Here is a 23668-nt window from a genome sequence, read left to right on the forward strand (position 1 = left end):
CCGAAGGCCGGGGAGTCTTCAGCATCCATAAGCTCTGTTCCTTACTCTCAACAAAAAAGACGGATAGCTTCTCCGTCTGTTTTGTTGCGGGTTGACTGGATTACTGGATCAGGTCGCCCTGCTCTGCAGATACCGTAATCTCACCGGATTTGATTTTGCCGAGAACTTCCTCTACCTGCTTCAGCACGTCCTCGCTCAGGTTCGGGTTCTCTTCCGGCAGGCCTACACCGTCAGACTTTGCATCCAGCGTAAGAGTCTGTCCGCCCGGGAAGCTGCCGTCCATCTCTGCCTTGATCATATCGTAGGCAGCCTGGTCCACCTTCTTCACCGCCGAGGTCAGCACGACGGACTTGCCGTCTCCGTATGCTCCATCCTCATACTGGTCTACGTCAACGCCGACCATCCATACCGCTTCTCCGCCCTTCGCGCGGGTTACTGCCTCTTGAATAGCACCGACACCCACACCGCCGGCTGCCGCGAAGACAACATCCACGCCGCGGTCATACATTTGTGCCGCAAGCTGTCCGCCTGCTGCTACGTTATCGAAGGTGCCTTGGTATACGACATTCTCCTTCTTGATCGTTACGTTTGTGCCGAGGTTCTCATTGGCGTAGCTCAGGCCCTGCTGGAAGCCCCAGTTGAACTTCTGTACCGGTGGAATCTGAATGCCGCCGATGAAGCCCGCTTCGCCTTCCTTCAGCTGCAGCGCAGAGGCAACACCTGCGAGGAAGCCGGATTCCTGCTCCGCGAAGAAGATAGAAACTGTGTTCTCAGCTACGACGGGCGCCGCGCCCTGCTCTCCGGAATTCGGAGCGCCGTCGATCAGAACAAACTTCGCATCCTTATACTTCTCCTGCGCCTTGAAAATCGCCGTTTCGAACTTGAAGCCTGGTGTCACGATGAGTCTGTAGTCTGCATCATACAGATTGCCGATCTCCTTCGTATACTCCGCCTCTGTCGTGCCCGCCGGCTTGAGATATTTCATCTCGATGCCGAACTCCTCGCTTGCTCTCTTGATTCCCTCATAAGTGCCCTGGTTAAAGGACTTATCATCGATGGTGCCTGCGTCCGTAACCATTCCTACCGTAAAGCTAGCTTTCGGTGCTTCTCCTCCAGCTCCGCTGGTTGCACCTTCCTCCGGTTTACTTCCGCAGCCTGCAAGCATGGTAACCGACAGTGCGAGACTGATTAAAGACATGACCCCTTTTTTCATATGGGAAGACCCTCCTAGATAATTTGCTGACAACGCGATGTTTGTCCTATTTACAATATATTAATAAATGTACCGCTTTTCAACTTAAATGTTCGTCTTTCAAGCCAAATGCACCTTTAACGCGGTAAAACGTTGGAGGAGTAAATAGCAGATTCCGAACAGCAAGCAACCGACCAGACGCTTCCTCAGGCTGCCCGCTCAGGCTTGCGGATTTGCCTGGTCACCAGCTTGATGATTTCGTTGATGATCAGCGGAATGAGCGCCAGACCAATGACCAGTCCCCAATCGGAGAGGCTCAGGTTCTGCACCTTGAAGGCCGCCGCGAGCACGGGTACGCTGATGGAGATGAACTGCAGCACCAGGCCGGTCAGCACCGCCCCCACCAGATATTTATTGGAGAAGACTCCGATTTGAAAAATCGACTTGGTCGCGCTCCGCTTCGTAAATGCGTAAAACAGCTGCGACGCAGCCAGAACGACAAAAGCCATCGTCCGCGCATAGGTCATGGCGTCATCCGGGATATCGGAATCTCCCAGGCTGTAGCCAAACTCCCGCAGGCCGAGATAAAAAGCCAGCAGGGTCAGGCTTCCGATCAGCAGCCCGCCCAGCACAGCATTCACAGCGGCGCCGCCGGCGAAAAAGCTCTCCTTCGGATCGCGCGGCTTCTTCTTCATAATATCCTTTTCACCGGGATCTATACCCAGCGCGATGGCGGGCAAAGTGTCCGTAACCAGGTTGATCCACAAAATCTGTGTCGCCAGCAGCGGTAGCGGCCAGAAGAACAGGATGGAGGCGAGAATGGCCACGACCTCCCCGAAGTTACATGACAGCAGGAAGGTGACGGTCTTGCGGATATTACCATAAATGTTCCGCCCTTCCCGGATGGCGTGCACAATCGTCGTAAAGTTGTCATCGGTCAAAATCATATCACTGGCGCCCTTGGATACATCCGTGCCGGTGATGCCCATGGCAACCCCGATGTCTGCATTTTTGAGAGAAGGTGCGTCATTGACGCCATCGCCGGTCATGGAAACGATATTGCCCTGCGCCCGCAGCGCCTTCACAATCTTGACCTTGTGCTCGGGAGACACGCGGGCAAAGACGCGCACATCCTTGATGCGGCTCGCGAACTGTTCTTCGGACAGCTCGTCGATCTCGGCTCCGGTCATGCTCTGGCTGAGATCCTTCGCAATGTCCAGCTCCCTCGCAATGGCAACCGCCGTATTCTTGTGGTCCCCGGTGATCATGACCGGTGTAATGCCGGCCATTTTGGCCTCGCGGATGGAATCCTTCACCTCGGTCCGCGGCGGATCGATCATGCCGACAAAGCCGAGGAAGGTTAAGTCCTGTTCCATGTCCTGCGGCTCCACCCTGGAGGGGCTGTCCTTAAAGGCCGCGGCCAGAACCCGGAGTGCCTGATCGGACATTTCTTCAGCCGCCTGCAAATACTGCTGCTTCAGCGCCTCTGTCATCGGTACCGTTTCTCCGCCAACCCTGGCAGAGGTGGAGATACGCAGCAGCTGGTCGATCGCGCCCTTTGTGTGAACCCGGAACCCGCCCGGGACCGTGTTTAGCGTAGACATGAGCTTGCGGTCGGAATCAAATGGCCTCTCGGATACACGCTTGAATTCCGTTTCGAGGTTTCTTTTGGATAACCCCTGCTCTTCTCCTTCATACACCAGTGCAATCTCGGTAGGGTCGCCGGTAGCCTCGCCATCATGAATGCTGGCATCACTGCACAGGACAAAGGCCCGCAGCATGTCCTGCTGAGTTTCCGGGTGAGCCTCCGGTATACTATAGCGCTTTACGACGGTCATTTTGTTCTGGGTCAGCGTTCCCGTCTTGTCAGAGCAGATAATGTTAACCGAGCCGAGCGTTTCGACGGCAGGGAGCTTTTTGACGATAGCGTTGATCTTGGACATTCGTGTGACGCCAAGCGACAGCACGATTGCTACAATCGCCGGAAGTCCTTCCGGAATAGCCGCCACTGCAAGACTGATCGCTGTCAGGAACAGCTCGAACAGCTCCCGGCCCTGGATAAGGCCGATCACGAAGATAAGCACGCACACCCCGATGGCAATATAGCCCAGAAACCTGCCGAGCTCCTCCAGCTTCTGCTGCAGTGGGGTCAGCTTCTGCTCGTCGGTGTCCAGCGCCTGGGCGATTTTGCCCATCTCGGTGTCCATTGCCGTGCCGACCACGACTCCTTCGCCGCGTCCGTAAGTGACCAGGGTGGACATGAACGCCATGTTGGAGCGGTCTCCCACCGGTGTCTTGGGATGCTCGTGCACGGCTTCTGCGTGCTTGTCCGAAGGCACCGACTCTCCGGTCAGCGCGGATTCCTCAATCTGCAGATTCGCGCTGTCCAGCAGCCGGACGTCGGCGGGGATGAATCTGCCTGCATCCAGGATGACCACATCTCCCGGCACGAGGTTGACGGAGTCGATTTCCTTCACAGCCCCGTCCCGGCGAACCAGGGATCTCGGGGCAGTCATTTGCTGCAGCGCCTCAATGGCTTTTTCCGCCTTCTGCTCCTGAAATACTCCGATTGCTGCATTCAGCAGCACCACCGCCAGAATGATTACAGCATCCATATACTCGCCAACGATCAGCGTGACGACCGCGGCGCCGAGGAGGACGTAGATGAGCATATCCTTCAACTGGGCAAAAAACAGGGCCGCCACACTCTTCTTCGGCTTTCCCTTCAGCTGGTTCGGGCCATGCTGCTCTCGCCTGGCTGCGGCTTCCTCCGCGCTCAGTCCCTTGGCAGGATCTACGTTTAGCTTCTCCAGCACTGCTTCTCTTGTTTCCGAGAACCACATCCTACCAACACCTCTTTATTCATATGTGTGTCAAGCATCCGTTACGGGTATTGTAAACAGGCAGAGGGATAATTAACCGGGATTTGTGGAATTCGCGGCGGGGTGAAGGCAGGCGGCGGGTTTGGAGTCATTGTATTCCTTCCGGACGATATTACCTTATGTCGACAAAGCAAAAACAGCCCATCGGCCATAATTCCGCCAACAGGCTTTCAACCAGCTGTTGCTCTTCCTTCAATCTTTCAGCAAATGGAACCGCTCTCGAAAGCGGATTAGCTGTACAGTCCCGAACAGGGCCACCAGACAGAAAACTCCTTGCTCAAGCAGGTAAACGTCCGAGGGTAGCCCTGTAACCTGGCGGTACCATTGCATGAGGTAGAGAGGTCCCTGCCCGCTCCCGCCGGTAAACAATCCGAAAAAAAGAAAAATCAACCCGCCGCAAAGACCGAATGCACTATTCTTAAAAAGTGTGGTAATCAGGGCGATAAGCAGCATGTACATAAGAACCGAGATGCATCCTCCTGCCACCTGCGCAGGCGTGTAATAACGGTGAAGCACAGATGTGAACAAACCTGCATACAACAAGCTCATTAGAAGTGGACGTACAGCGCCTGCACGCCATGGCGATACGGGCAGCGTGATCCACAGCTCCTTCTGATAAGCTGATCCGATAGACGACATCAGTCCAACCACCGGGAAGGCCAGGCTTGGGTACAGCAAAAATACGGCCAAATCTTTGGCAAGCTGCTGCGATGAAGAGCCAGCTAAAATGACAACCAGCCACAGCATAATCGGAATTAACAGCAACGGTCGCTGTGTTTTCCACACAAATCGCCACTGTATTACTTCCTGTTTAACCAAACCATATAGCCCTCCTCCAATGTAGGCTGCAACGGCTGCGCATCTTCCGAAGGCTTGGAGGCCGCAACCACCCGTATATGATAGAGCCCTTCCTGCTGCTCTTTCAGGTCGGTAATAAAAACGGATGGATCGCTGCGGAGCTGCTCGTACTTCCCCTGTTCAGTCTGAAGTCCCCACACGCTGCCTGCCGCATATGCCACTACCTCACGCACATGGTCATGTGATTGAAGCCAGCCCTTGTTCATCAGCAGTACACGGTCACAGGTTACGGACACATCTTCCGTTATATGGGTGGATAGAAGAACCGCTCTGCTGTGACCCAGCCGTTTAATCAGATTCCGGAAACGGATCCTCTCCTCAGGATCAAGACCTGCGGTCGGTTCATCCACAAGCAGAAGCGCAGGCTCATGAATTATTGCTTGCGCAATGCCCAGCCGCTGTTTCATGCCTCCAGAAAGTGAACGAACCTTCTCCCTCCCCACCTCTTCCAGATTAACCTCTCTCAACACTTCATTCATTCGTTTATTGATGCTGCTACTGTTCATTCCCCGCATACTTGCGATATAGTCCAGATACTCCCTAACTGTCAGAGAGGGAAATAATCCGATGTGCTGCGGCAAGTAGCCAATGTCCGCGCGAAGCTTCTCCATATTGGCTGAGGTCCATTCTACCCCGTTCAGCAACAGCCTTCCCCCACTAGCCTTATGATAGGTAGCGAGGATGCGCAGCAGCGTTGTTTTTCCGGCTCCGTTTGGACCCAGCAGGCCGGTTATCCCTTTCTCCAGTGTGAAGGTCGCTTCCTGCAAGGCTGTCTTGGATCCATAGCGCTTTGTCAGCTGTTCAGCCACCAGCATTTGTTTTCCCCTCCAAATCCTTCATTATACGTTCAGGTGTCAGAAGACCGCCGGTTTGTTGATACCACATCCGGAGCATCTGTTCCTTCTCCTGCTCTGGCAGCTCCATATATACCGTGCGGATACGTTTCACAACATCTTCTCCGAAGATAGATTTATAGTAAATATCCGTCGAGGGATTCTTCATGTTACCGAAATACAGGGCTGCAAACAGCCGGGTATCCTTCATCCCGCTACCTCCTGTTTCCGATCCCCTTAAGAACATGACGTTCAATAAGGATTCAGACTGAAGCAGCCTCTCATCCTGGTACACGAAGAATTCATCGGGATTGGCGGTGAACTGCTGCATGGTTGTGATCATATAACCGCGGACAGGCAACTCCGCTCCTGCACCAAGCCTCTCCTTCGCTTCCTCGACCAAGCGTGCCAGCTCGTTATGGCCACGTTCCACAGACCGCCTATCCTTAAAAGCTGGGCTTATAATCTCTCCTGCCTTCTTATAGGCGCCGTAAATAATCGTCGGTCCGTATGCTTTTCCTTCCCACATCCCATCTCCCAAGGCAGACAGATTTGTCCAAACTAGTTTATGATCTAACCCCTTCAAATCCAACCGATATGTTTCCTTAAGGCCATGGTGATACGGATCCGCAGCCTCAAGCGGATGCATAGGGTACCAGGGTAATGCCGAGGGCAGCTCAAAGAAACTAGGTCCCACAGAAGCGTAAGTGTGAGTAACCAAGCTGAGCATCAATCTTCCTTCAGCCGCAGGCAGCTTTAATTTAAGTTGACCCTCTTGCTGAGAAACCGGGATAAGCAGGTCTCCGAACCTCGCTTCCACCACTTGAAAATCATCCAAAAGCGCCAGTGTGATTACGTCAACCTCAGCCTTTATATCCACTTCATAGACATAAGACAGATCATGATTGCTTCGCCCATGCTCAAGTCTGATTTCGACGTTATCGATCGCATATTTCAGCTCTTCCTCATTTAGCGGCGCAGCCGCTTGGTAAACCAACACCGGGTCACCACCTGATAAATAGGGAACATGTGAAGAGACGACAGGCAGCGTAAGAGCCGCAGCCATGACAATATATGCGATTTTTCTTGTCAGACCTTTCCACACTACCGCCGCGTATATGCCAACTGTCAAAAGCAGGGCGGCAAGCCGCTGTATATAAAAACCTATATTTATCTGTTGACTTTCCATGTCATAGATACCAAAAATTTGTTCAATATTCGGATCGCCTATCACCAGCCAGCCTGATACCTCCAACGGCAGAAATTCTCCAAATGCCATTGTGTTATAAGGCATGATCAGAAACCAAACCAGTACAATAAGCACATAACTGTATAGGCTGCTGAGCAGAGAGTAAATCACATATCCCAGAACAACAGTCAGGAAGAATGGAAACCACCAGCACAACCACGTATATACTAAGGCCTGCGTGATTTTCTCAGCACTTCCTCCGCCGTGCGTTCCAACAATATACAAACTTACTGCCGTAAAGAATATTAGATAAAAAGCGCTTGTTAGAAGCAGCCAGTAAACAAACTTTCCCATGCGATACCTTGTGTAACCGGGTAGAGTGCGCACGAGCTCATACTGGTTCCAGCGCTGTTCCGACCGCGCTTCCTCAGCCCCATATAAAAAAAACAAAAGACTTGCCGCCATAATGAAATACACCATTCCCGGAAAAACATCAAAACTCGTAAGATTAGATCTCGGGAGGATTATCGATAACGCTATACATAAACCGAATATACTTAGCCATAGAGGCGACCTCAAAAGCTGAAGCCACTGTTTGCGGATTGTTGAAACCATAGATCACCATACTTCCTGAGCTTAATCAATAAATTTAAAGCGTAATTTAAAGAAGGGCTCGAAGGGTAGTATAATTAAGTAAGCTGTATAATTAGTTCGTGATGCTGGATGTGACTCCGAGAGATTTGTCACCTGAAGCTGTTACATTGTAAGCTTCACTTGAACTCAGCCAATAGCTAGTACTTTGCGAAGGTTGTCCGTTATAGTACACAGTGTGTGTATAGAGCAGGTCATCAGGCCAGTATCTGATAAATTTGTACAATTTACCATATCCAGTTCCCGTACCCGCTGTAACACTAGTAGCGAAAGTACCATACTGGCCCAAACCTGATATAGAAACACTTTCATGGGTTGAAGTGTCATTTACAGGTTTGGTCGCAGTAGCCGTAGCGGCATAAACATTGGCGGACGCAAAGAGAAGTCCAGCAACTGAAGCAATCCCTACTACCTTTTTAAAAGTCGATTTCAAATTTAGCCCTCCTCAATTCCCCTCACGAGCCCAATTACAATATAACCCATATATGGATTTATGAACAATAGTAAGAATGTACCAAATATGTGACATGACTCTCTAGTTACATAGTACTTAACATAAGTTGGAATACTGGGGAGCGGATGTGGATACGCGATTTGTTCAAGTCAATGCATGTAGAATCATCCGGCTTGGCTCCTAATAGAGATGCATGAGGTCGTAAAATGAATACAACGAGCTGTCCCTCTGCGCAGAGCGCGAGGAATTCGAATTCATTGAGACAGATGTGTTCGTACTTAAGAGTGCGGAAATATACTGTCCGGCTGTTATCTGTTTCCCGGCCCTTGCCATCCATAGAGATCTTTACATCTGCTTTTTCAAGCAGTTCAAGATAGTCAGCATTGGAAAAATGGGAATTCTGGTCACTGTTCATTATCTCGGGTTAGCACTGGCTGAGAGCACATTTGAGGCACTTAAAAACAAAGCCTTTTTGAGGGTGTTGGACAGCTCGTAATCGAGGATTTTTCGAGTGTACCCATTCGGTGATGTTTTGAACAGGTACATGTGAGAAAGCAAGTGCATTCAATCATGCTTTAGAGTTCCTGGCATCGGAACCCGATTTGGAAAGCTTAATTATGGATGCCTCCATCGTTCGTGTACATTAGCGTGGGACTGGCGCAAAAGAGGAATCTGGCTATACAGACTGGAAGCGCTAAACAGGCTCACCGCCCCGGTTCTTGCGAAACTGTCTGGGCGAGCAGCCATAGCGGCGCTTAAACAGGCGCTCGAAGTGAGTCATCGTGCCAAACCCTGCCGCGAAGCCGATCTCCGTCACCGGCAGATCACTGCTTAGCAGCAGCCGGGAGGAGAATTGCAGCCGTTTGTCATTAACGTAGGCTTGAAAAGGAATGCCGACCTGCTTGCGGAAGCACTCACTGAAATAGTTAGGTGCAAGGCCTGCATAGGCTGCGGCGGTGCTCAGCGGGATGGGCTCGCGAAAATGATACTGAATCATGTCCACCGCCTTGACGATGGATGGATGCAGCTTGTTCTTGAGATCATTCCGTGGTGACCCTGCCGCATTCAGGCCTTCTCCAGGCAAAGCTCTTGCCATTACGATGAGGATCCGCTCGAAGCACCCCTGTATAAGCATGGGGCTGCCCCAGCTCATTGGCTCCGTCTCCTTGCGGATCTGTTCAAAGGCCTGCTCCACCTCCCGGGCTTCCTCCCCGGCGAAGGTGTACTGAAGCCATCCTCGATGACGCAGAACCTCCTCCAGCAAGCCCGGACGGACAAAGCCGCCCTCAAATATGAAATCATACAGCTCGATCGTACTGTGCTCATCGGGAATAATCTCGTGAAAGTCGGCCGTCGTCAGCAGAAAGGTCATCCCTCGTTCCAGACGAAACCGCTCCCCGTTCACAACATGCCAGCCGGAGCCGGAGATCACAAACGCCATCTCGAAGAAATCATGCCAATGCGTCTCAATGGGATCGCGGATCTCATGCCTGAACAGACGAAAAGAGGAGGACAAATCGAGAAATGAGCTGCCCAATAAACGCTCGGGTGCTTCTTTCATCTGATGTCCTCCTCTACATAAAATTAGGCGTTTACGAACGAGTTGCCAGCGAGGTCCTTACCCCGGGCAAGCCAAATTTGGTGGCCATGGTTCTTCTCGGTAATCACCTGTGCATCGGTAGCAAAGTAGCGCATGGTATAACCGCAGCGGCGGTGCTCACTTGTGTTGGCAGCGGCTCCGTGAATAATTCGGGAGTCGTGCAGCGAGCACTGACCTGGCTCCAGCTCGAAGTATACAGCTTGATCGGGATCAATATTTTTGATTTCGGTATCAAAAATATTCTTCTCTCCGTCCACTGCCTCATAATCAGAAAATCCGTTATTATGCGTGCCCGGAATGACTCGCATGCAGCCGTTCTCCTTCGTGCTGTGGTCAATGGCGATCCACACGGTCACGATCTTGTCAAAACGGGACAGTCTGCCCTTCCAATAAGCGGAGTCTTCATGCCATGGCGTCTGTCTGCCCACCAGCGGCTCCTTGCAGATGAAATGACTGGACCACAGTCCGATGTTCGGGCCAATGATAGGCTCCACCAGATCCAGCACTTCATCACTCAGCAGGAATTTCAGCAGCCTCTCATCCCGAAAATGGGGCGTATCCAGCTCACTGTTCAGCTTTTTGCCGACCAGCTCCCACTGCTCCTCAAAAATGCTGCTCAGCTCCTGCATCTTGTCTGCCGAAAATAGCTGTTTCTTATGAAGCATATAGCCATTCTTCTCGTAAAATTCAATTTCGTCACGGGTCAGCGATGAATCAGCCATGGTTATGACCTCCATTATAGTTGATGTTGCCGGCTATTTCATCATACGTCCTGCCCGCTCTTAAATCTTCGCGTTCCTTCCGATAAACTCAACCGATTTTACGATGATGCTTCCTAGAGCCGATGATTTCTCCGCCATGATACCAATATTGCGTTGTATTCGTATTCCTTCATGAAGTTTTACATTGCGTTTACAATTCAAGCATCTATAAGCATCACAAAAAAAAGCAGCACCGCTGCATGCGGTACTGCTGTCTCCATCATTTCATCCGGCTTCTGCTTAATGCGCCTGTCCTCACGGCAGGCAGGCCTTACTTCCGCCGATGCCGGGTCATTCTGCTATATACGATAAATGCCGCGATAATCATCGCCCCAAAGCCGATATTGCTTGCCGTCTCCGCCTCCACACCGAACAGCATACACAAATTGGTGACCAGGCTGTTCGTTAACATTGCCGTCAGTATGAGCATCAACGGCCGCCATATGTTGTACCTTCTCATCTCCCAAGACCCACTCCCGACTAACCTTGCCTCAAGGTTTAAGTTTCCTGCCATTATATCACAAAAAGGCGGCGCTTACATGAACAACGTAAGCCCTTGTCAGCTCAGCTTGTGGCCGCAGTTCGGGCAGAAGTTGCCGCCTTCATTCTTGGCGCCGCAGTTGGGACAGAAGTTCGGCTTTGCCGCTGGCTCTCCAGAGGAGGACGTCTTCCCACCTTGACCTGACCCCTCAGCGGAGGAAGGAGCCTTCTCTGGGGATGAGGACGGCTGCTGCCGATCCGGGTTCATATGCTTGAGCATGTCCTGGGCCATATTCATGCCCATCATCATGCCCGCCATATCGGAGGCCGCCCCGCCACCCTGCATTTTGCCGGAGGCCATGCCATCGGTCAGGCTGACCTGCTGGTACTTCTGCAGGTTGCCGATCATTTCATGCGAGGCCGTCTTCGTGATCATATCCTGAATTTCCTGCGGGTAATTGAAGCTCATCACCTGGAAGCCGGTAATCGTAATGCCATAGCCCAGCATCTCCATATCCAGATCCTCGCGGATCCCCCGGGCAATCTCGTAAGCGTTCCCCTGCAGATTGAACATATCCTTGCCCTCGCGGCTGATCCACTTCATGAGCAGCTGATCCAGCACCGAGGTGATGCGGAGCTTGACGTCCTCCACCAGATAGCTCTTTTTGACGCCGGCAATCTTATCAATCAGCGTGACATAATCCTTCACCTTGAACTGAAACGTACCGTTCGCCCGGATCGGCATACCGCCTGGCAGCTGTGGTGTCTGAATAAGCACAGGGTTCTGCGTTCCCCAGCGCACCGTGAATTCCTTCGTATTTACAAACAGCACCTCGACCCGCATCCCGCTGTTGAAGCCAAACTTGAAGCCCTTCAGCGTGGACAGGAACGGAATAATATCGGATTCAACATTGAACGTGCCCTCATCCTCAAAAATCCCCTCGATTTTGCCGTTATTAATAAACACCGCGTCCTGTCCGGGACGGATCACAAGCCGGCTGCCCTTCTTGATCTCCCGACTGTCCCATTTCCAAAAAATCATATCCTCCCGAAACTCTTCCCACTCCACAACATCCGCAAACTGATTTCTGAAAAACCCCATACTTCATGCACTCCTTTCTCGATCCGGTTCTAAAATGAGCCCCGGCTGCCGCTGCGAGAGTGTCCGCCTCCCGTAGTACCGCCGGCCGGCCCGCTGTTGCTCTTCGGAATCTTGGTCTTCGTAACGGTGGTGCGAATATATTGATCCTCCCGGTCCAGTACACCGGAGGAGGCTGAATTCTCGTAGCTGCGTCGATTGACGGTCATTCGCCCGCCAGAGCGGTAGGCCATGATGCCAACGACCCCGGCTCCGATCGCTGCAGATACCAGGAGCTGAAACCATGTCTGATGCAGCACGAATTCTCCATTCTCCCCCTGGCTAACGTTCCGGTTCACACCCGGACTGCCATTGCGGTCTGTCCCTCCATAAGCAGCTGAGCCTGTGTCCGGCACGATGCCAAGATAGCGGTAGGCTTCCGTAATATAGGTCTCAAACGCCTCGGCATAGCTTCCTTCAGTCAAAGCCGGTGTAATCTGGCGGCGGATTTGGTCCAGCCTGCCGGAGTTTAAATAGCTTTCCGCTTTCTGGAAGCCGCCCAAGTCTACCTCGCGGTAATTCATGTCGAGCGTCAGGATGACCGTATTGCCAAAAGGCTGGTCATATCCCGGTGCGTACTCGTCATAGAAATCATTCGTAATATTTGCGACATCTCGGCCTTCCCGGTTTAAGGTGGTCAGGATGATAATATCCGTCTCCCGCTCCGCGCCAAGCTTCCCGGCCAGCTCATTCAGCCGTTCATATTCCTTGGGGCTGAGCAATCCCGCGTCATCCCAGATCAGCTGTTTGTCTGACGGCGGGACTGACGGCTCTCCCTTTACCACGGCAGGGAAGCTATAAAGCAGGAGCACTGCCAGCATCAGCAGGCCTCCTGTACGCAGTCTTGCAAATATCCCTGACTTCACCACAGACTCCCTCCCATCGTCCACGATGCCAGCCTTAAGGCGACAAAGGCCGCGCCGCTCACGCCCGCAAACCATCCGAACACCTTGGCTTTGCTGATCGGCGGCTTGCCGACAATCTTCCCGGTCTGCCCGTTCATGGCAAAGGTGTGCTCTGCGCTGTTGTAATCATAATACACCATCCATACCGGAAAGAGCGCGTACTTGGCCTGTTCTACAGAGGTGTCAATGGAGGTGTCTCCATAAGTGACATGCGTATATCCGGTAATGGTGGAGGCGATATAGTCATCAATATAGCTGCGAATTCTCCGCTCCGCACGAGGCAGCAGCTCCTTGTCGTCATAGCTGTATTTCTCGGCTATATAACCCGCCAGATACGGCGTCTTGAAATCCTTCAGCTGCTCATAGGGAAACGGCTCCAGCTTGTCCATCAGCTCGTCGTTCATTTTCTCGGCGGCATCCACTGGCAGCTTCGTCAGATCCAGCACGAGCTTGCGATATACCTTGTAGTGGTCTGTCTCCGTGTACCGATAATCTCCGCGCGTATAGGTTCTGACCTTGATGGCCTGCGCGTGAACCTCCACCCGGTTATGTAAGTCATACAGCCAGAACGGAACATAGATCCCTGTCATGCCCTTGATCCGGCTGGCTTTCATGAAGCCTCTTGGCGTCAGCAGCCCCTTTCGGCACCATTTGCGGAACGCTTCCTCCGCCTGAGCCTTGCTGATGGCAAAAGGAATGACCCAGGCCGGTGCCAGCGCCCCGCTTAACCGATCCCCCAATACAACAGCCGAGCCGCAGAAGCTGCAGCGGGTAGCCGACGTCTCCGGCTCGGTCATCAGCACCGCGCCGCAGCTTGTACAGGAGTACTGCTTCACCTCCCCCTCTGTGAATACCTCCTGCGTCAAGGGATCGGGAATAGCTTCAATATTGTCCTTTCTGCCGCAGCTCGGACAGGACAGCATCCCGCTCTCACTATCATAATTCATGCCGCTGCCGCAATTCGGACATTTGTACGCAATGACTGGCATTCGCCTCACCTCCCCTCTGTCTGTCCCTTACGGGGCCTGCCGAATCAGCTCGTCAAACAGCTCATCAAAGCTCTTCTCCTGACGCTCTGATCTTAACTCAGCCAGCGCCTCTGCTTCATAAAGTGCAAGATCCGCTTTCTCTTCCAGCATGCCCAAGGGAGCGTCAATCGGCCCGGCAGGGTCGCTGCCGCCTTGATTCTGCTGCTGCAGCCGCGCTTCCGCCATCGTATGCTTCACCCTGGCATGCCGGGCTTCCAGATCCCGCACGTCGGCAACCAGCTTGCCCCTCAGCTCCTGCAGCCGGGCCGCTTCCTCTGTGGCAGCCAGGAGGTCTGCCTGCAGCGGCTCGACCTTCTTCTCCTGCTGCTCCTTCATATCCTGGAAGGAACGGGCCTTGCCTTCATCGCCCGACTCCTGGGCTTTCGCGGCATACCGCTCCAGCCGGTGAAGCTCCTCGCGCGCTTCATCCAGCGCCCGACGGGCCCGCCCCTGCGCCGCCTCTGCAGCGGCTGCCTCTGCCTTCAGCTGTCCCAGATTGCGGCCCAGCTCCTCCAAATATCGGCGGACGGCCCGTTCCGGATCCTCCGCCTGCTCCATGACTGACGGAAAGCTGCTTGACATTAGTTGAGTAAAACGTGACAGAATTCCCATAGAACTCCTCCTTATTCACACTTGTAGTTATGCTGCCCCATCAGGCAGCTTCGCGGCTCCGGTGCCGGGTCAGCCACAAATAGAGCAGCAGGCCGACAATCGGGAACAGGCCCATCCAGGATATCCCTGAAGGGTACGGTTTCCGCTGATCATCACGGTAAATCCCATACACCGACAGCAGAGTCAGCACGAGAAAATCCAGACTCATCACGTGGACGAATTGGGAGGACTGAAAAGCTGCCTGATAGGCCTCCATACTCCCTTGTGTCAGCCCCCAGCCGATAACCGCCAGGGTGCCTGCGATCAGCAGCCACAAAAACCACCCTGACCCCGCGAGTCCCTGCACCCAGCGGGGGGCGCGGTTTTTTCTAAAGGAGCTTTGTCGCTCTTCCCCTTGCAGCACATAGTACGGAATCAGCGCAAAGGCTCCCAGTCCAAAGGCCGCCAAAGAGAACGGCCAAGCGGGAACGGTACCCCGGTCACTGCGCAGCAGCAAACAGGCAAAAGCAATCGGGAACAGCCCCAGCATCGAGAACAGGGCCATCAGCGACGGCTCCTTCGACTGCAGCGTAATCAGCTCCTTGAACAGGGGATCGTCTCCTGCCCCCTGCCCCGGTGCGAGCCATGCCGCATAGACGATAAATGCCAGCCACAGGGCCAGCCAGCTCCAGCGTAACATAGGATTCCTCCTGACATTGGATTTAGTCATGCCTGGCATGTCGTCCATTACCCGGCACGCACGTTCATTTAAACGAGCTCCTGCCCCCTGCCCTTCCGCTCTCCGTTCGGTCAGGTCCTATAAATGCTTCTACCTTTATCTTAACAAACGTGTGATTCGCTGTATAACATCTTTAATTTTCGCAGTGTAGTGCGAGAGGCTCTGCGCTATCATGATTCTGTGAAGGGAGGCTCCGGGAAATCACTGTATTTATGAGAGCGTTTTATTTCTTAACAAAGCTTCATTCTTACGTAAAGGGGTGCATATTGTGCGAACATTCAAGCAGATGATGGCCGCTGTGCTTGCGGCCGTTTTGTTCATTCCGGCTTTACCGCCTGAAGCGGCAGCTGAGCCAGAATCAGCGGCTGCGTCGACTTCTGTTGTATACGAGGAGCATTTTGCAAACGATACCAGCGTGGCGGTTGCAAACGGTAATGCCCGCCTGGAGTACGTCAGTGACAAGCCTTTCGAGCTTCAAGACGATGCTGCAGCGCTATATGTCCATAGCCGCAGCAAGGACTGGGACGCCGCTGATTTTAAATTTGAGGACATCGGATTGGAGAATGGAGTCACCTATACCGTAACGGCGTCCGTCTACGTAGATGCTGATGTGCCGCTTCCTGCGGGAGCCAAAGCTGCGCTGCAGACGGTAAACAGCTACAGCAATCATGTCGAGGTTGATTATAAGTCCGGGGGCACTGTGATTCTGGAGAAGGAGTTCACGGCAGACCAGAACCGCGATGTAGCCCTTCGGATCAAGTCTAATGAAGCTGGGGCGGCGGTTCCTTTTTATATCGGTCATGTGCTTATTACCAAGACACCCGGCACGGACCCGGAGCAGCCCCCTTCTGCACCTGTCCGGGAGTGGTCCACCATAACGTTTGAACATGGTCAGGTCAATGGCTTTGAGGGCCGGAACGGTACGGAGCAGCTTACTCTTGTTTCTGGGGAGAATCATAGCTCAGGCGGTAGCTTTGCGCTAAAGACAGAAGGCCGCTCCGACACCTGGCATGGACCGAGCCTGCGCATCGACCCCTATATAGTGCAAGGCGCGGAATATACGATCAGCGCTTGGGTCAAGCTGATCTCTCCGGAGAGTGCCGATCTGCAGCTGTCCACGCAGATTGGTACCGAGAACAGTGCCAGCTATGTAACGCTGGATAAGGAGAGCGTCACAGCCGAGAGCGGATGGATAGAGCTGAAGGGCACCTATCGCTATAACAATGTCAGCAGCGGAGTGCTGACGATTTATGTAGAGAGCTCCAGCAGCACGGCCTCTTTTTATCTCGATGATGTGCATCTGGAGCGTACTGACTCAGGACCAATCGCTATCCAGCCTGATCTGGAGGCGCTCAAGGACGTCTATGCATCTCAATTTCTCATAGGCGCTGCCATTACAGCGGAGGATCTGGAAGGCATCCGCTTGGAGCTGCTAAGCAAGCACCATAACACAGCAACAGCCGAGAATGCCATGAAGCCGGAAGCGTTGCAGCCGCAAAAGGGGACGTATACCTTTGAGGCTGCAGATCAAATGGTCAATGCCGCCCTGGATGCGGGACTCCGCATGCATGGACATGTTCTCGTATGGCATCAGCAGTCTCCTGCCTGGATGACCACGCGTCCCGGTGAGGGTTCTCCGCTCGATCGCGAGGAAGCATTAGACAATATGAGGTCGCATATTCGCACGGTGATGGAGCATTTTGGAGACCGGATGATTTCGTGGGATGTTGTGAACGAAGCCATAAACGATAACCCCTCCTCCCCGGAGCAATGGAAAGGCTCACTGCGCCAGTCGCCCTGGTACCACGCTATCGGCCCTGATTATGTCGAGCAGGCTTTTCTGGCAGCGAGAGAGGTGCTGGATGAGAATCCCGACTGGGATATCAAGCTGTACTACAATGATTACAATGAAGACAACCGGAACAAGGCCACGGCCATCTACCACATGGTCAAGGAGATCAATGAGAGGTACAGTCAGGAACATCCCGGCAAGCTTCTCATTGATGGTATTGGCATGCAGGGCCACTACGGCTTGAATACGAACCCGGACAATGTGAAAGCTTCCCTGGAACGCTTCATTTCATTAGGCGTGGAGATCAGCATTACGGAGCTGGACATTCAGGCCGGCAGTGACTATCAGATGACGAAGCAGCAGGCTGATGCGCAGGGCTACATCTATGCGAGACTCTTTCAGCTGTATGAACAGTATGCCGAGCACATCAGCCGCGTCACCTTCTGGGGGCTAGAGGACAGCAAAAGCTGGAGAGCGGCGTTTAACCCGCTCGTGTTTGACCGGAATTTACAAGCGAAGCCTGCCTACTACGGTATTGTAGACCCTGACACGTTTATCGCCGGGTATCAGCCGGTGCTCCCGGAAGGGAACTTCACTTCGGCAAGCTATGCTGCTTCCCCAGTTGCTATCGACGGGATCGAGGATGCCGCATGGAATTCTGCCACCGCCATTCCGGTCAATCAGTACCAGATGGCTTGGCAGGGTGCGACCGGAACCGCAAAGGCATTGTGGGATGATCAATATCTCTATGTGCTGGTCAAGGTAAACGATGGTCAGCTCGACAAGAGCAGCCCCAACCCTTGGGAGCAGGATTCTATTGAGGTTTTTGTGGATGAGAATGACGAGAAGACGACCTACTATCAGCAGGATGACGGACAATATCGCGTCAATTATGATAATGAAACGTCCTTTAATCCAGAACCTGCTCCTGCAGGCTTCAAATCCTCTACACGGACCAGCGGCAGCATGTATACCGTTGAGCTCCAGATTCCTCTGCGTGAGGTAAAGCCTGGCAACGGAGCCCGCCTCGGATTTGATGTTCAGATCAACGACGCAAGGAATGGGTCCCGCCAAAGTGTTGCTGCCTGGAACGATACCACAGGCAATGCTTATATGGATACCTCTGTATTCGGCACCCTGCACCTGACGGGCAAGCCGGCTGCTGGTAGCAGCGACGTGCCGGGAAGCACCATTACCGTTCCTGCGAACAACCCGGATGGCTCCGTGACTGTTCATGACGGCGTCATAACTCTGAAGCCGCAGGCAGCCTTGAAGCAGGGACGCATGCAAGCCGTCGTTTCTGCAGCACTGCTGCAGAAGGCGCTGCAGTCATCGCAGACCGCCGGGGAGCGAGGACGTCAGATGATGATTGATGTGCCCGGTCTAAAGGGAACGGCCGGTCTGGATCTACAGCTGCCGATGTCCGAGCTGCAGGCGCTGGAGGGCTGGGAGCTGGTCATTCCCTCTGACGCAGCCAAGCTAACGATCCCGGGCCAGGCGCTGAACCAAGCCACCAAAGGTAAAGGTATACAGGCTCAGGGCTTCATCACCCTGTCCTTGGATCACCACGTTAGCCCGCGGCCGGGAATGAGTATGCCGCCTCTTCCGGGGAATCGTCCGGCTCTTCGGGTCAGCCTGCTTCATGGAGATACACTTCTTCCTTGGGACCAGGCCGGCATGCCGATTCAAGCTGAGATATTCTATACACCTTCAGCAGCCGAAGCTAATCATCAGGAACAGATCGTCGTCTGGCACATGGATGATCAAGGCGTACCCACACCTGTCGTCAGCAGCCGTTACGATGATTCTACACAAGCGGTCCGCTTCTCGATGAAGAAGTTGGGGACCTACGCCGTAACGTATGCGGCGAAGCCATTTGCTGATGTCACGCGCGTTCCTTGGGCGGAGCAAGCCGTTCATGCCATGGCTGCACGCGGTGTGATTCAGGGGACCACCCCGCAGACGTTCTCGCCAGGCGATACGATGACCCGGGCCGGATTCGCTGCGCTGCTGGTCCGGATGCTGGATCTTCCGGCTGCTGATCCCTCCGGCCGCTCCTTCAGCGATGCTGCCGCGGCGAACGCTCTTCAGGCTGAGGTTGCTGCCGCATTAGAGCTTGGGATCATTAGCGGATATGCTGATGGCACCTTCAGGCCAGAGCAGCCGCTGAAGCGCCAGGATATGATGGTCATGGCGGTACGGGCTCTGAAAGCCGGCGGAAAAACGCTCGGCGAGCCCCAAGACTTGACCCGGTTTAAAGACGCGGCTGCCCTCTCGGGGTATGCTAAGGAAAGTGCTGCAATCATGACCGGGGAGGGTCTGGTTCATGGCAGGAACCAAGCTCTCGCACCGCAGGAGCTCATGACCCGCGCAGAAGCAGCGGTCATTCTGTATCGAATCTGGAGCCTGGAATAAGGCAAGAAAGCCGGTGCGCTGCACCGGCTTTTGTTATGCCATTTGAATGGGCTGTCCTCAGGCTAAAACTCTCCATTTCCAGCCATACTATGGCACAAAAGGAAACCTTCGTAGTCCTGTGAACCGCTGTGGCGCCTGCGGGAGACGACAGACAGAAAGGATGAAGTGCCTGTGCTGGAATGGATGAAGGATTGTGCAGTCGTGCTGGGAAGAATTGTGACCATCTTCCCCCTGATGCTGATCATTACACTATTTATGGGTAGACGCTCCATCGGAGAGCTGCCTATCTTTGATTACCTGATCGTGCTGGCTCTTGGCGCTGTCGTAGGCGCGGACATTGCCGATCCTCAGATTCAGCATCTGCCGACGGCGTTCGCGATTGTGGTCATCGGTATTTTTCAGAAAATATTTTCGTATGCGGTCATCACCTTCCGCAAGTTTGGAAAGTGGGTCACGTTCGAGCCGGTCATTGTGATCCACCATGGAAAGCTCATCTACCCTAACATCAAGAAGGCGCGGTACACGATCGATAATATTTTGCAGATGCTGCGTGAAAATCTGGTCTTTAACCCCAGCACGGTAGAGCTGGCTCTGATTGAGCCTAACGGACAGCTGAGCATCCTGGAAAAATCCCATACACAAGGTGCCTCCCCCCTCGTGTTTCCCCTCATTCGGGAGGGGCGGATCGAGCCCCGTGTGCTGGCATCGTTTCAACTGGAGGCATCATGGGTGCACGAGGAGCTGCGCCGGATGGACATTTCCCTGGAGGATGTTTTTCTGGCCACGATGGATGGGAAGCTTCGCTTGCACATTACGCTTTACCAAGAGCAGGAGCATCTCAATCTGCCGCCGCTGCATTATTAATAAACAGGACCGCCTTGTGGTGCCATTCTTCTAATCAAAGGAGCTGCCTATGCAACAGAACTTTTTCTCGCTGTCACGCAAGCTGGTACAAGAACCGTTTCAACACCCGCCTCTGCTGCAATCGGTATGGGGCAAGCCTTGGGGCATGAGAAGTCCGGTCGGTGCCATTCGGCAAGTGCTCATGCATCGTCCCGGACACGAAGTTCTGCTGCTGGATGAGAACAGCGGGGCGATCGAATCCGGGCCGCTGCTGTTGCAGCATATTCAAGGCTGTCTGCCCAAGAATAGTCCTGTACAGTCTGTTGACTTGAGCGTGCTGCAGGAGCAGCATGACCATCTGGCCGCTGTCCTGAAGCAGCACGGTGTCGAAGTGCTGGGTCTGGAAGGCACGGTAGAGCATTTTCCCGAAGCGATATTCACCCGGGATGGAGGCATGGTGGTGCCAGGCGGCATCATACTGTCCAGACCTGCGCTCCATGTCCGTCATGGGGAGACTCCCCTCCTCGCTTCCACACTTAACCGGGCCGGAATGCCAATTCTCGGCATGATACAGGGAAAAGGGCTCGCAGAGGGGGGCAGCTTCACGATGCTGGATGACAGGACCGCGGTCATCGGCCGTTCGGAACGCGTCAATGCTGACGGCATTCACCAGGTGAAGCAGCTGCTCTCACTGCAGGACATCGAACTGATGACCTTAGAGTTGCCGGCTTCCATCATTCATCTGGATGAAGCCTTTGTGATTGTGGATCATCAGAAAGCTCTAGTGAACATTGCTGTACTGCCATTCTGGTTTCTGGATGAGCTACAGCAGCGGGGCTTTGAGCTGCTGCAGGTGCACCCCCAGGACCCCATGCTGAGTATCAATGTATTCGCCCTCTCGCCCGGTCAGGTGCTGTGCTCCAAGAGCGGAGTCCGTACCCTGGAGCTGCTATCCCGGAATGGCGTGGAAGCGATCCCTGTCGACGTCTCGGAAATTCACAAATTGGGCGGCGGCATTCATTGCTGTATTCTCCCGCTCATGCGGGATTACGTATAGCGGCGGTGCAGTCGGCAAATACTACCTTGCACCCTATTTTGACGCAGCGAAGGAGGCGGCTTACTGTGAATACAGAGCATCCGGACAAAAACCTGGTCAACACGGTAAAAGAGCTGGAGCACACTCCCGTGAACAGCCTGGAGGCGCAGCAGCAGCAACAGGCCCGCAACGACCGCAGGAAGCAATCCCTGCACGACCAGAACGGTAAATACAAGGAGAGCGAAGGCGGCAATTATCGCTAGCTAGCTTGCAGGGCCTGCGTTAGCACTGCGCTGGCGAGGCTGATACTGAAGCTATCAGCTGATCTAAGCAAGCACCAAAAAGCGGCCGGGAACGGCCGCTTTTTGGTGAGCAACCAACCTAGTTGCCCGTATATTTAACCCAATCGTAGTAAGCGTATAATGGATTAGCTCCATTGTAGGGTCCCAGCCAGCCGTCTACCCCGGTACCGTTCCAAAGGTTCATCATGATCTTCCCTGGAGTCTTCGGAATATTGGAGGTCGCGGTGTGCTTCTTCACTCCATCCACGTACCATGTAATGGAGCCTGGCTGCCAGTCAAAAGCATAGGTGTGGTAGCTCTTGGAGGCATCAAAGCCAAGATCCACTACTTTCTCGTGACCGCCCACGCCATTGGTATAATAATTAAATTGTACCTTCGTCGTGTCCTTGCCTAAGAATTCAATATCGATTTCGTCCCATTGTGTACCATCTGACGGGCCCGTATAAGTAAAGAAGGAAGAAACAACTCCGGTGTTCTTGGCAGGCTTCATGCTGACCTCGTACAGCCCGTAACCGAATTTAGCCGTAGAGCGGTACTCTCCGCAATCGTATTTATTTGTAGAAGGGCTTGTAAGTGCTAGACGAAGCTTTCCGTCACTCGTAAACGTTGCATTCTTTGCCCGCCAGGTACAGTTGAACATAGCCCCGTTAGACCATCCATCGGCTTTCTCCCACTTCTGTGAATTATGCGAGGTCAAAGGCTCCCATAATGAGGTCGCTCCAAAAGCCGTACCCGCCAATGAAGCCAGCAGAACCAGTGAAGAACAAAGGGCAATCCATCTTTTTTTCATTTGCAATTTGCTCACCTTCCCAATCTGTATTTTTTTCCTGACATGCACGCAGCTGAATGGCTTCACTGTGCCCCCTTCCTATGGTTAGGTTAGATGCAAGCTAATTGTATCCCTGTTTGAAGACGCTTTCTATAACAAGAAGTTTACTTTCATGACGATTTGTTAAGGGGACTCTGATCTTGAGATCTCAACTTTTGCAGCTCAAATTTGTCAGATATAACTGGGCAAATCGGTAATCCATTGCTGTAGTTGTGATTGAATGACTTTTGTCATGTTCTTATTTGATTTCTTAGCCATATCTTCATGAATTTGAATGAGCTGCTGTAAAGCTACGGCCCAATCCAGTTGGCTGACTTCGTCGTAGAACAGATGAAATAAATCACCTAAGGTGTCGTTGTCGGTACTCTGCCGCTGTTGCCAATCCAGTAGTATGGATCGAGAAGCATTGAAGAAGCATAAAGGAGAATTGAGGAATGCATTCACTTTTATAACAAGGGAAGAGCACAGAGAAAACTAAATAAGCTGACGCCGGTTGAGTACCGGCACCAGCTTGCAGCCCAGGGCTTTTTCAATGTCTACTAAATGGGGGCTTGACCAAAGCAATCCACAAAAGCGTTTTTTAAAATTTTAAATGACACTAGTTCTTGACTTTTACGGTAGCATTGGCTTGGGCGGGATAGGAGTTTTTAATTACTCCTTCAATACCTAACTCCACATTATCACCTATTGCTATAGTGTCATACACTTCTGGATTTTTGAGCGTTATCCAAATTGCATCAGGTTGGTTTTGTTTGAGAAGTTCTGATACTGACATGTTGCCAGTTTCAAGTTCAGGTTTATGCCTGACCACCAATATTTTCTGGTCTTCTTTTGCAATCACATAGCCACTTGAACGATCCCATTTCTCAGGATTGATTGATTCATTTCCAGAGCAACTAACAATAAACAAGAAAAGACAAGGTAATACAAGCAAACTCCACCTTTTCATTCATATTCCTCCTAAAACTGTTGTACCTTCCTCAATAATTGACGGTTTTCCCCTATAGAATGTTGCTATCAAATTCATACTAAATTTCGTTGTCAGGCTCTGGGATACATCGGATTAGAGGATACTTTTTACGTTTCCATGCCAGGGTTGTCTGGCTGATTATACTTCCATGCATTGAGTTTACTTCTTAGAATCCACTTC

General features: G+C 52.8%; 21 protein-coding genes and 1 pseudogene. 5 read left to right on the forward strand and 17 right to left on the reverse strand.

Going from position 1 to position 23668, the window contains the following annotated elements:
- Positions 1–100: 100 nt before the first annotated feature.
- The 14 genes from ACH6EH_RS03575 to ACH6EH_RS03640 form a co-directional block, all read right to left on the reverse strand.
- Positions 101–1213, reverse strand: coding sequence for a BMP family lipoprotein (locus tag ACH6EH_RS03575; RefSeq protein WP_397331150.1), 1113 nt, complete (start codon positions 1211–1213; stop codon positions 101–103).
- A 185-nt stretch (positions 1214–1398) separates the two neighbouring features.
- Positions 1399–4035: a cation-translocating P-type ATPase gene (locus ACH6EH_RS03580; protein WP_397331151.1), complete on the reverse strand. Its 2637-nt coding sequence runs from the start codon at positions 4033–4035 to the stop codon at positions 1399–1401.
- A 231-nt stretch (positions 4036–4266) separates the two neighbouring features.
- Positions 4267–4893 (reverse strand): hypothetical protein, encoded by a 627-nt coding sequence (locus ACH6EH_RS03585; protein ID WP_138224185.1) that lies wholly within the window; start codon positions 4891–4893, stop codon positions 4267–4269.
- On the reverse strand, positions 4875–5747 hold the full coding sequence (locus tag ACH6EH_RS03590) for an ABC transporter ATP-binding protein (protein WP_397331152.1): 873 nt from the start codon (positions 5745–5747) through the stop codon (positions 4875–4877). Before ACH6EH_RS03590 ends, ACH6EH_RS03585 begins: the two co-directional genes overlap by 19 nt.
- Positions 5734–7419, reverse strand: coding sequence for a hypothetical protein (locus tag ACH6EH_RS03595; RefSeq protein ID WP_397331153.1), 1686 nt, complete (start codon positions 7417–7419; stop codon positions 5734–5736). The genes ACH6EH_RS03590 and ACH6EH_RS03595 overlap by 14 nt, the downstream gene beginning before the upstream one ends.
- Positions 7420–7660: 241 nt before the next feature.
- A complete protein-coding gene (locus ACH6EH_RS03600; RefSeq protein WP_138224182.1) occupies positions 7661–8038 on the reverse strand; it encodes a hypothetical protein in 378 nt (125 codons plus the stop codon).
- Between the two features lie 715 nt (positions 8039–8753).
- A complete protein-coding gene (locus tag ACH6EH_RS03605; protein ID WP_397331154.1) occupies positions 8754–9620 on the reverse strand; it encodes a helix-turn-helix transcriptional regulator in 867 nt (288 codons plus the stop codon).
- Between the two features lie 23 nt (positions 9621–9643).
- Positions 9644–10381, reverse strand: coding sequence for a phytanoyl-CoA dioxygenase family protein (locus tag ACH6EH_RS03610; protein WP_397331155.1), 738 nt, complete (start codon positions 10379–10381; stop codon positions 9644–9646).
- 310 nt (positions 10382–10691) lie between these two features.
- Positions 10692–10832, reverse strand: a complete 141-nt coding sequence (locus tag ACH6EH_RS03615) for a hypothetical protein (RefSeq protein WP_233281098.1) — start codon at positions 10830–10832, stop codon at positions 10692–10694.
- Positions 10833–10979: 147 nt separating this feature from the next.
- Complete coding sequence (locus ACH6EH_RS03620; protein ID WP_397331156.1) at positions 10980–12002, reverse strand: SPFH domain-containing protein; 1023 nt, start codon at positions 12000–12002, stop codon at positions 10980–10982.
- A gap of 29 nt (positions 12003–12031) precedes the next feature.
- Positions 12032–12904: a TPM domain-containing protein gene (locus ACH6EH_RS03625; protein ID WP_483875078.1), complete on the reverse strand. Its 873-nt coding sequence runs from the start codon at positions 12902–12904 to the stop codon at positions 12032–12034.
- The gene (locus ACH6EH_RS03630) at positions 12901–13932 is read right to left on the reverse strand and encodes a TFIIB-type zinc ribbon-containing protein (protein ID WP_208203647.1); all 1032 of its coding nucleotides are present in this window, start codon (positions 13930–13932) and stop codon (positions 12901–12903) included. Before ACH6EH_RS03630 ends, ACH6EH_RS03625 begins: the two co-directional genes overlap by 4 nt.
- A gap of 27 nt (positions 13933–13959) precedes the next feature.
- Positions 13960–14583 carry a PspA/IM30 family protein gene (locus ACH6EH_RS03635; RefSeq protein WP_397331157.1) on the reverse strand — a complete coding sequence of 208 codons (624 nt, stop codon included), beginning with the start codon at positions 14581–14583 and terminating at the stop codon, positions 13960–13962.
- A 40-nt stretch (positions 14584–14623) separates the two neighbouring features.
- Entirely contained in the window at positions 14624–15262 is a 639-nt protein-coding gene (locus ACH6EH_RS03640; protein WP_397331158.1) for a hypothetical protein, read from the reverse strand.
- Positions 15263–15569: 307 nt separating this feature from the next.
- Between ACH6EH_RS03640 and ACH6EH_RS03645 the strand changes: the two genes are divergently transcribed.
- From ACH6EH_RS03645 to ACH6EH_RS03660, 4 genes are all read left to right on the forward strand, one after another.
- The gene (locus tag ACH6EH_RS03645; protein ID WP_397331159.1) at positions 15570–19508 is read left to right on the forward strand and encodes an endo-1,4-beta-xylanase; all 3939 of its coding nucleotides are present in this window, start codon (positions 15570–15572) and stop codon (positions 19506–19508) included.
- 171 nt (positions 19509–19679) lie between these two features.
- Positions 19680–20372, forward strand: coding sequence for a DUF421 domain-containing protein (locus tag ACH6EH_RS03650; RefSeq protein ID WP_325053172.1), 693 nt, complete (start codon positions 19680–19682; stop codon positions 20370–20372).
- 49 nt (positions 20373–20421) lie between these two features.
- On the forward strand, positions 20422–21408 hold the full coding sequence (locus ACH6EH_RS03655; RefSeq protein WP_397331161.1) for a dimethylarginine dimethylaminohydrolase family protein: 987 nt from the start codon (positions 20422–20424) through the stop codon (positions 21406–21408).
- A gap of 65 nt (positions 21409–21473) precedes the next feature.
- Complete coding sequence (locus tag ACH6EH_RS03660; RefSeq protein ID WP_175415141.1) at positions 21474–21650, forward strand: hypothetical protein; 177 nt, start codon at positions 21474–21476, stop codon at positions 21648–21650.
- Positions 21651–21768: 118 nt separating this feature from the next.
- On the opposite strand, the gene bglS is transcribed toward ACH6EH_RS03660, so the two are convergent.
- Entirely contained in the window at positions 21769–22479 is a 711-nt protein-coding gene (bglS, locus tag ACH6EH_RS03665) for a beta-glucanase (protein ID WP_397331162.1), read from the reverse strand.
- Between the two features lie 210 nt (positions 22480–22689).
- A pseudogene (locus ACH6EH_RS20210) lies at positions 22690–22920 on the reverse strand (IS4 family transposase); the annotation flags it as partial.
- A gap of 24 nt (positions 22921–22944) precedes the next feature.
- Here ACH6EH_RS20210 and ACH6EH_RS03670 point away from each other — a divergent pair.
- Positions 22945–23061 (forward strand): IS3 family transposase, encoded by a 117-nt coding sequence (locus tag ACH6EH_RS03670; RefSeq protein ID WP_138227568.1) that lies wholly within the window; start codon positions 22945–22947, stop codon positions 23059–23061.
- 55 nt (positions 23062–23116) lie between these two features.
- Here ACH6EH_RS03670 and ACH6EH_RS03675 read toward each other — a convergent pair whose 3' ends face one another.
- Positions 23117–23467, reverse strand: a complete 351-nt coding sequence (locus ACH6EH_RS03675; protein WP_397331163.1) for a DUF3221 domain-containing protein — start codon at positions 23465–23467, stop codon at positions 23117–23119.
- Positions 23468–23668 lie beyond the last annotated feature (201 nt).

The organism is Paenibacillus sp. JSM ZJ436 (assembly GCF_044383795.1).
Classification (GTDB): domain Bacteria; phylum Bacillota; class Bacilli; order Paenibacillales; family Paenibacillaceae; genus Paenibacillus_AQ; species Paenibacillus_AQ algicola.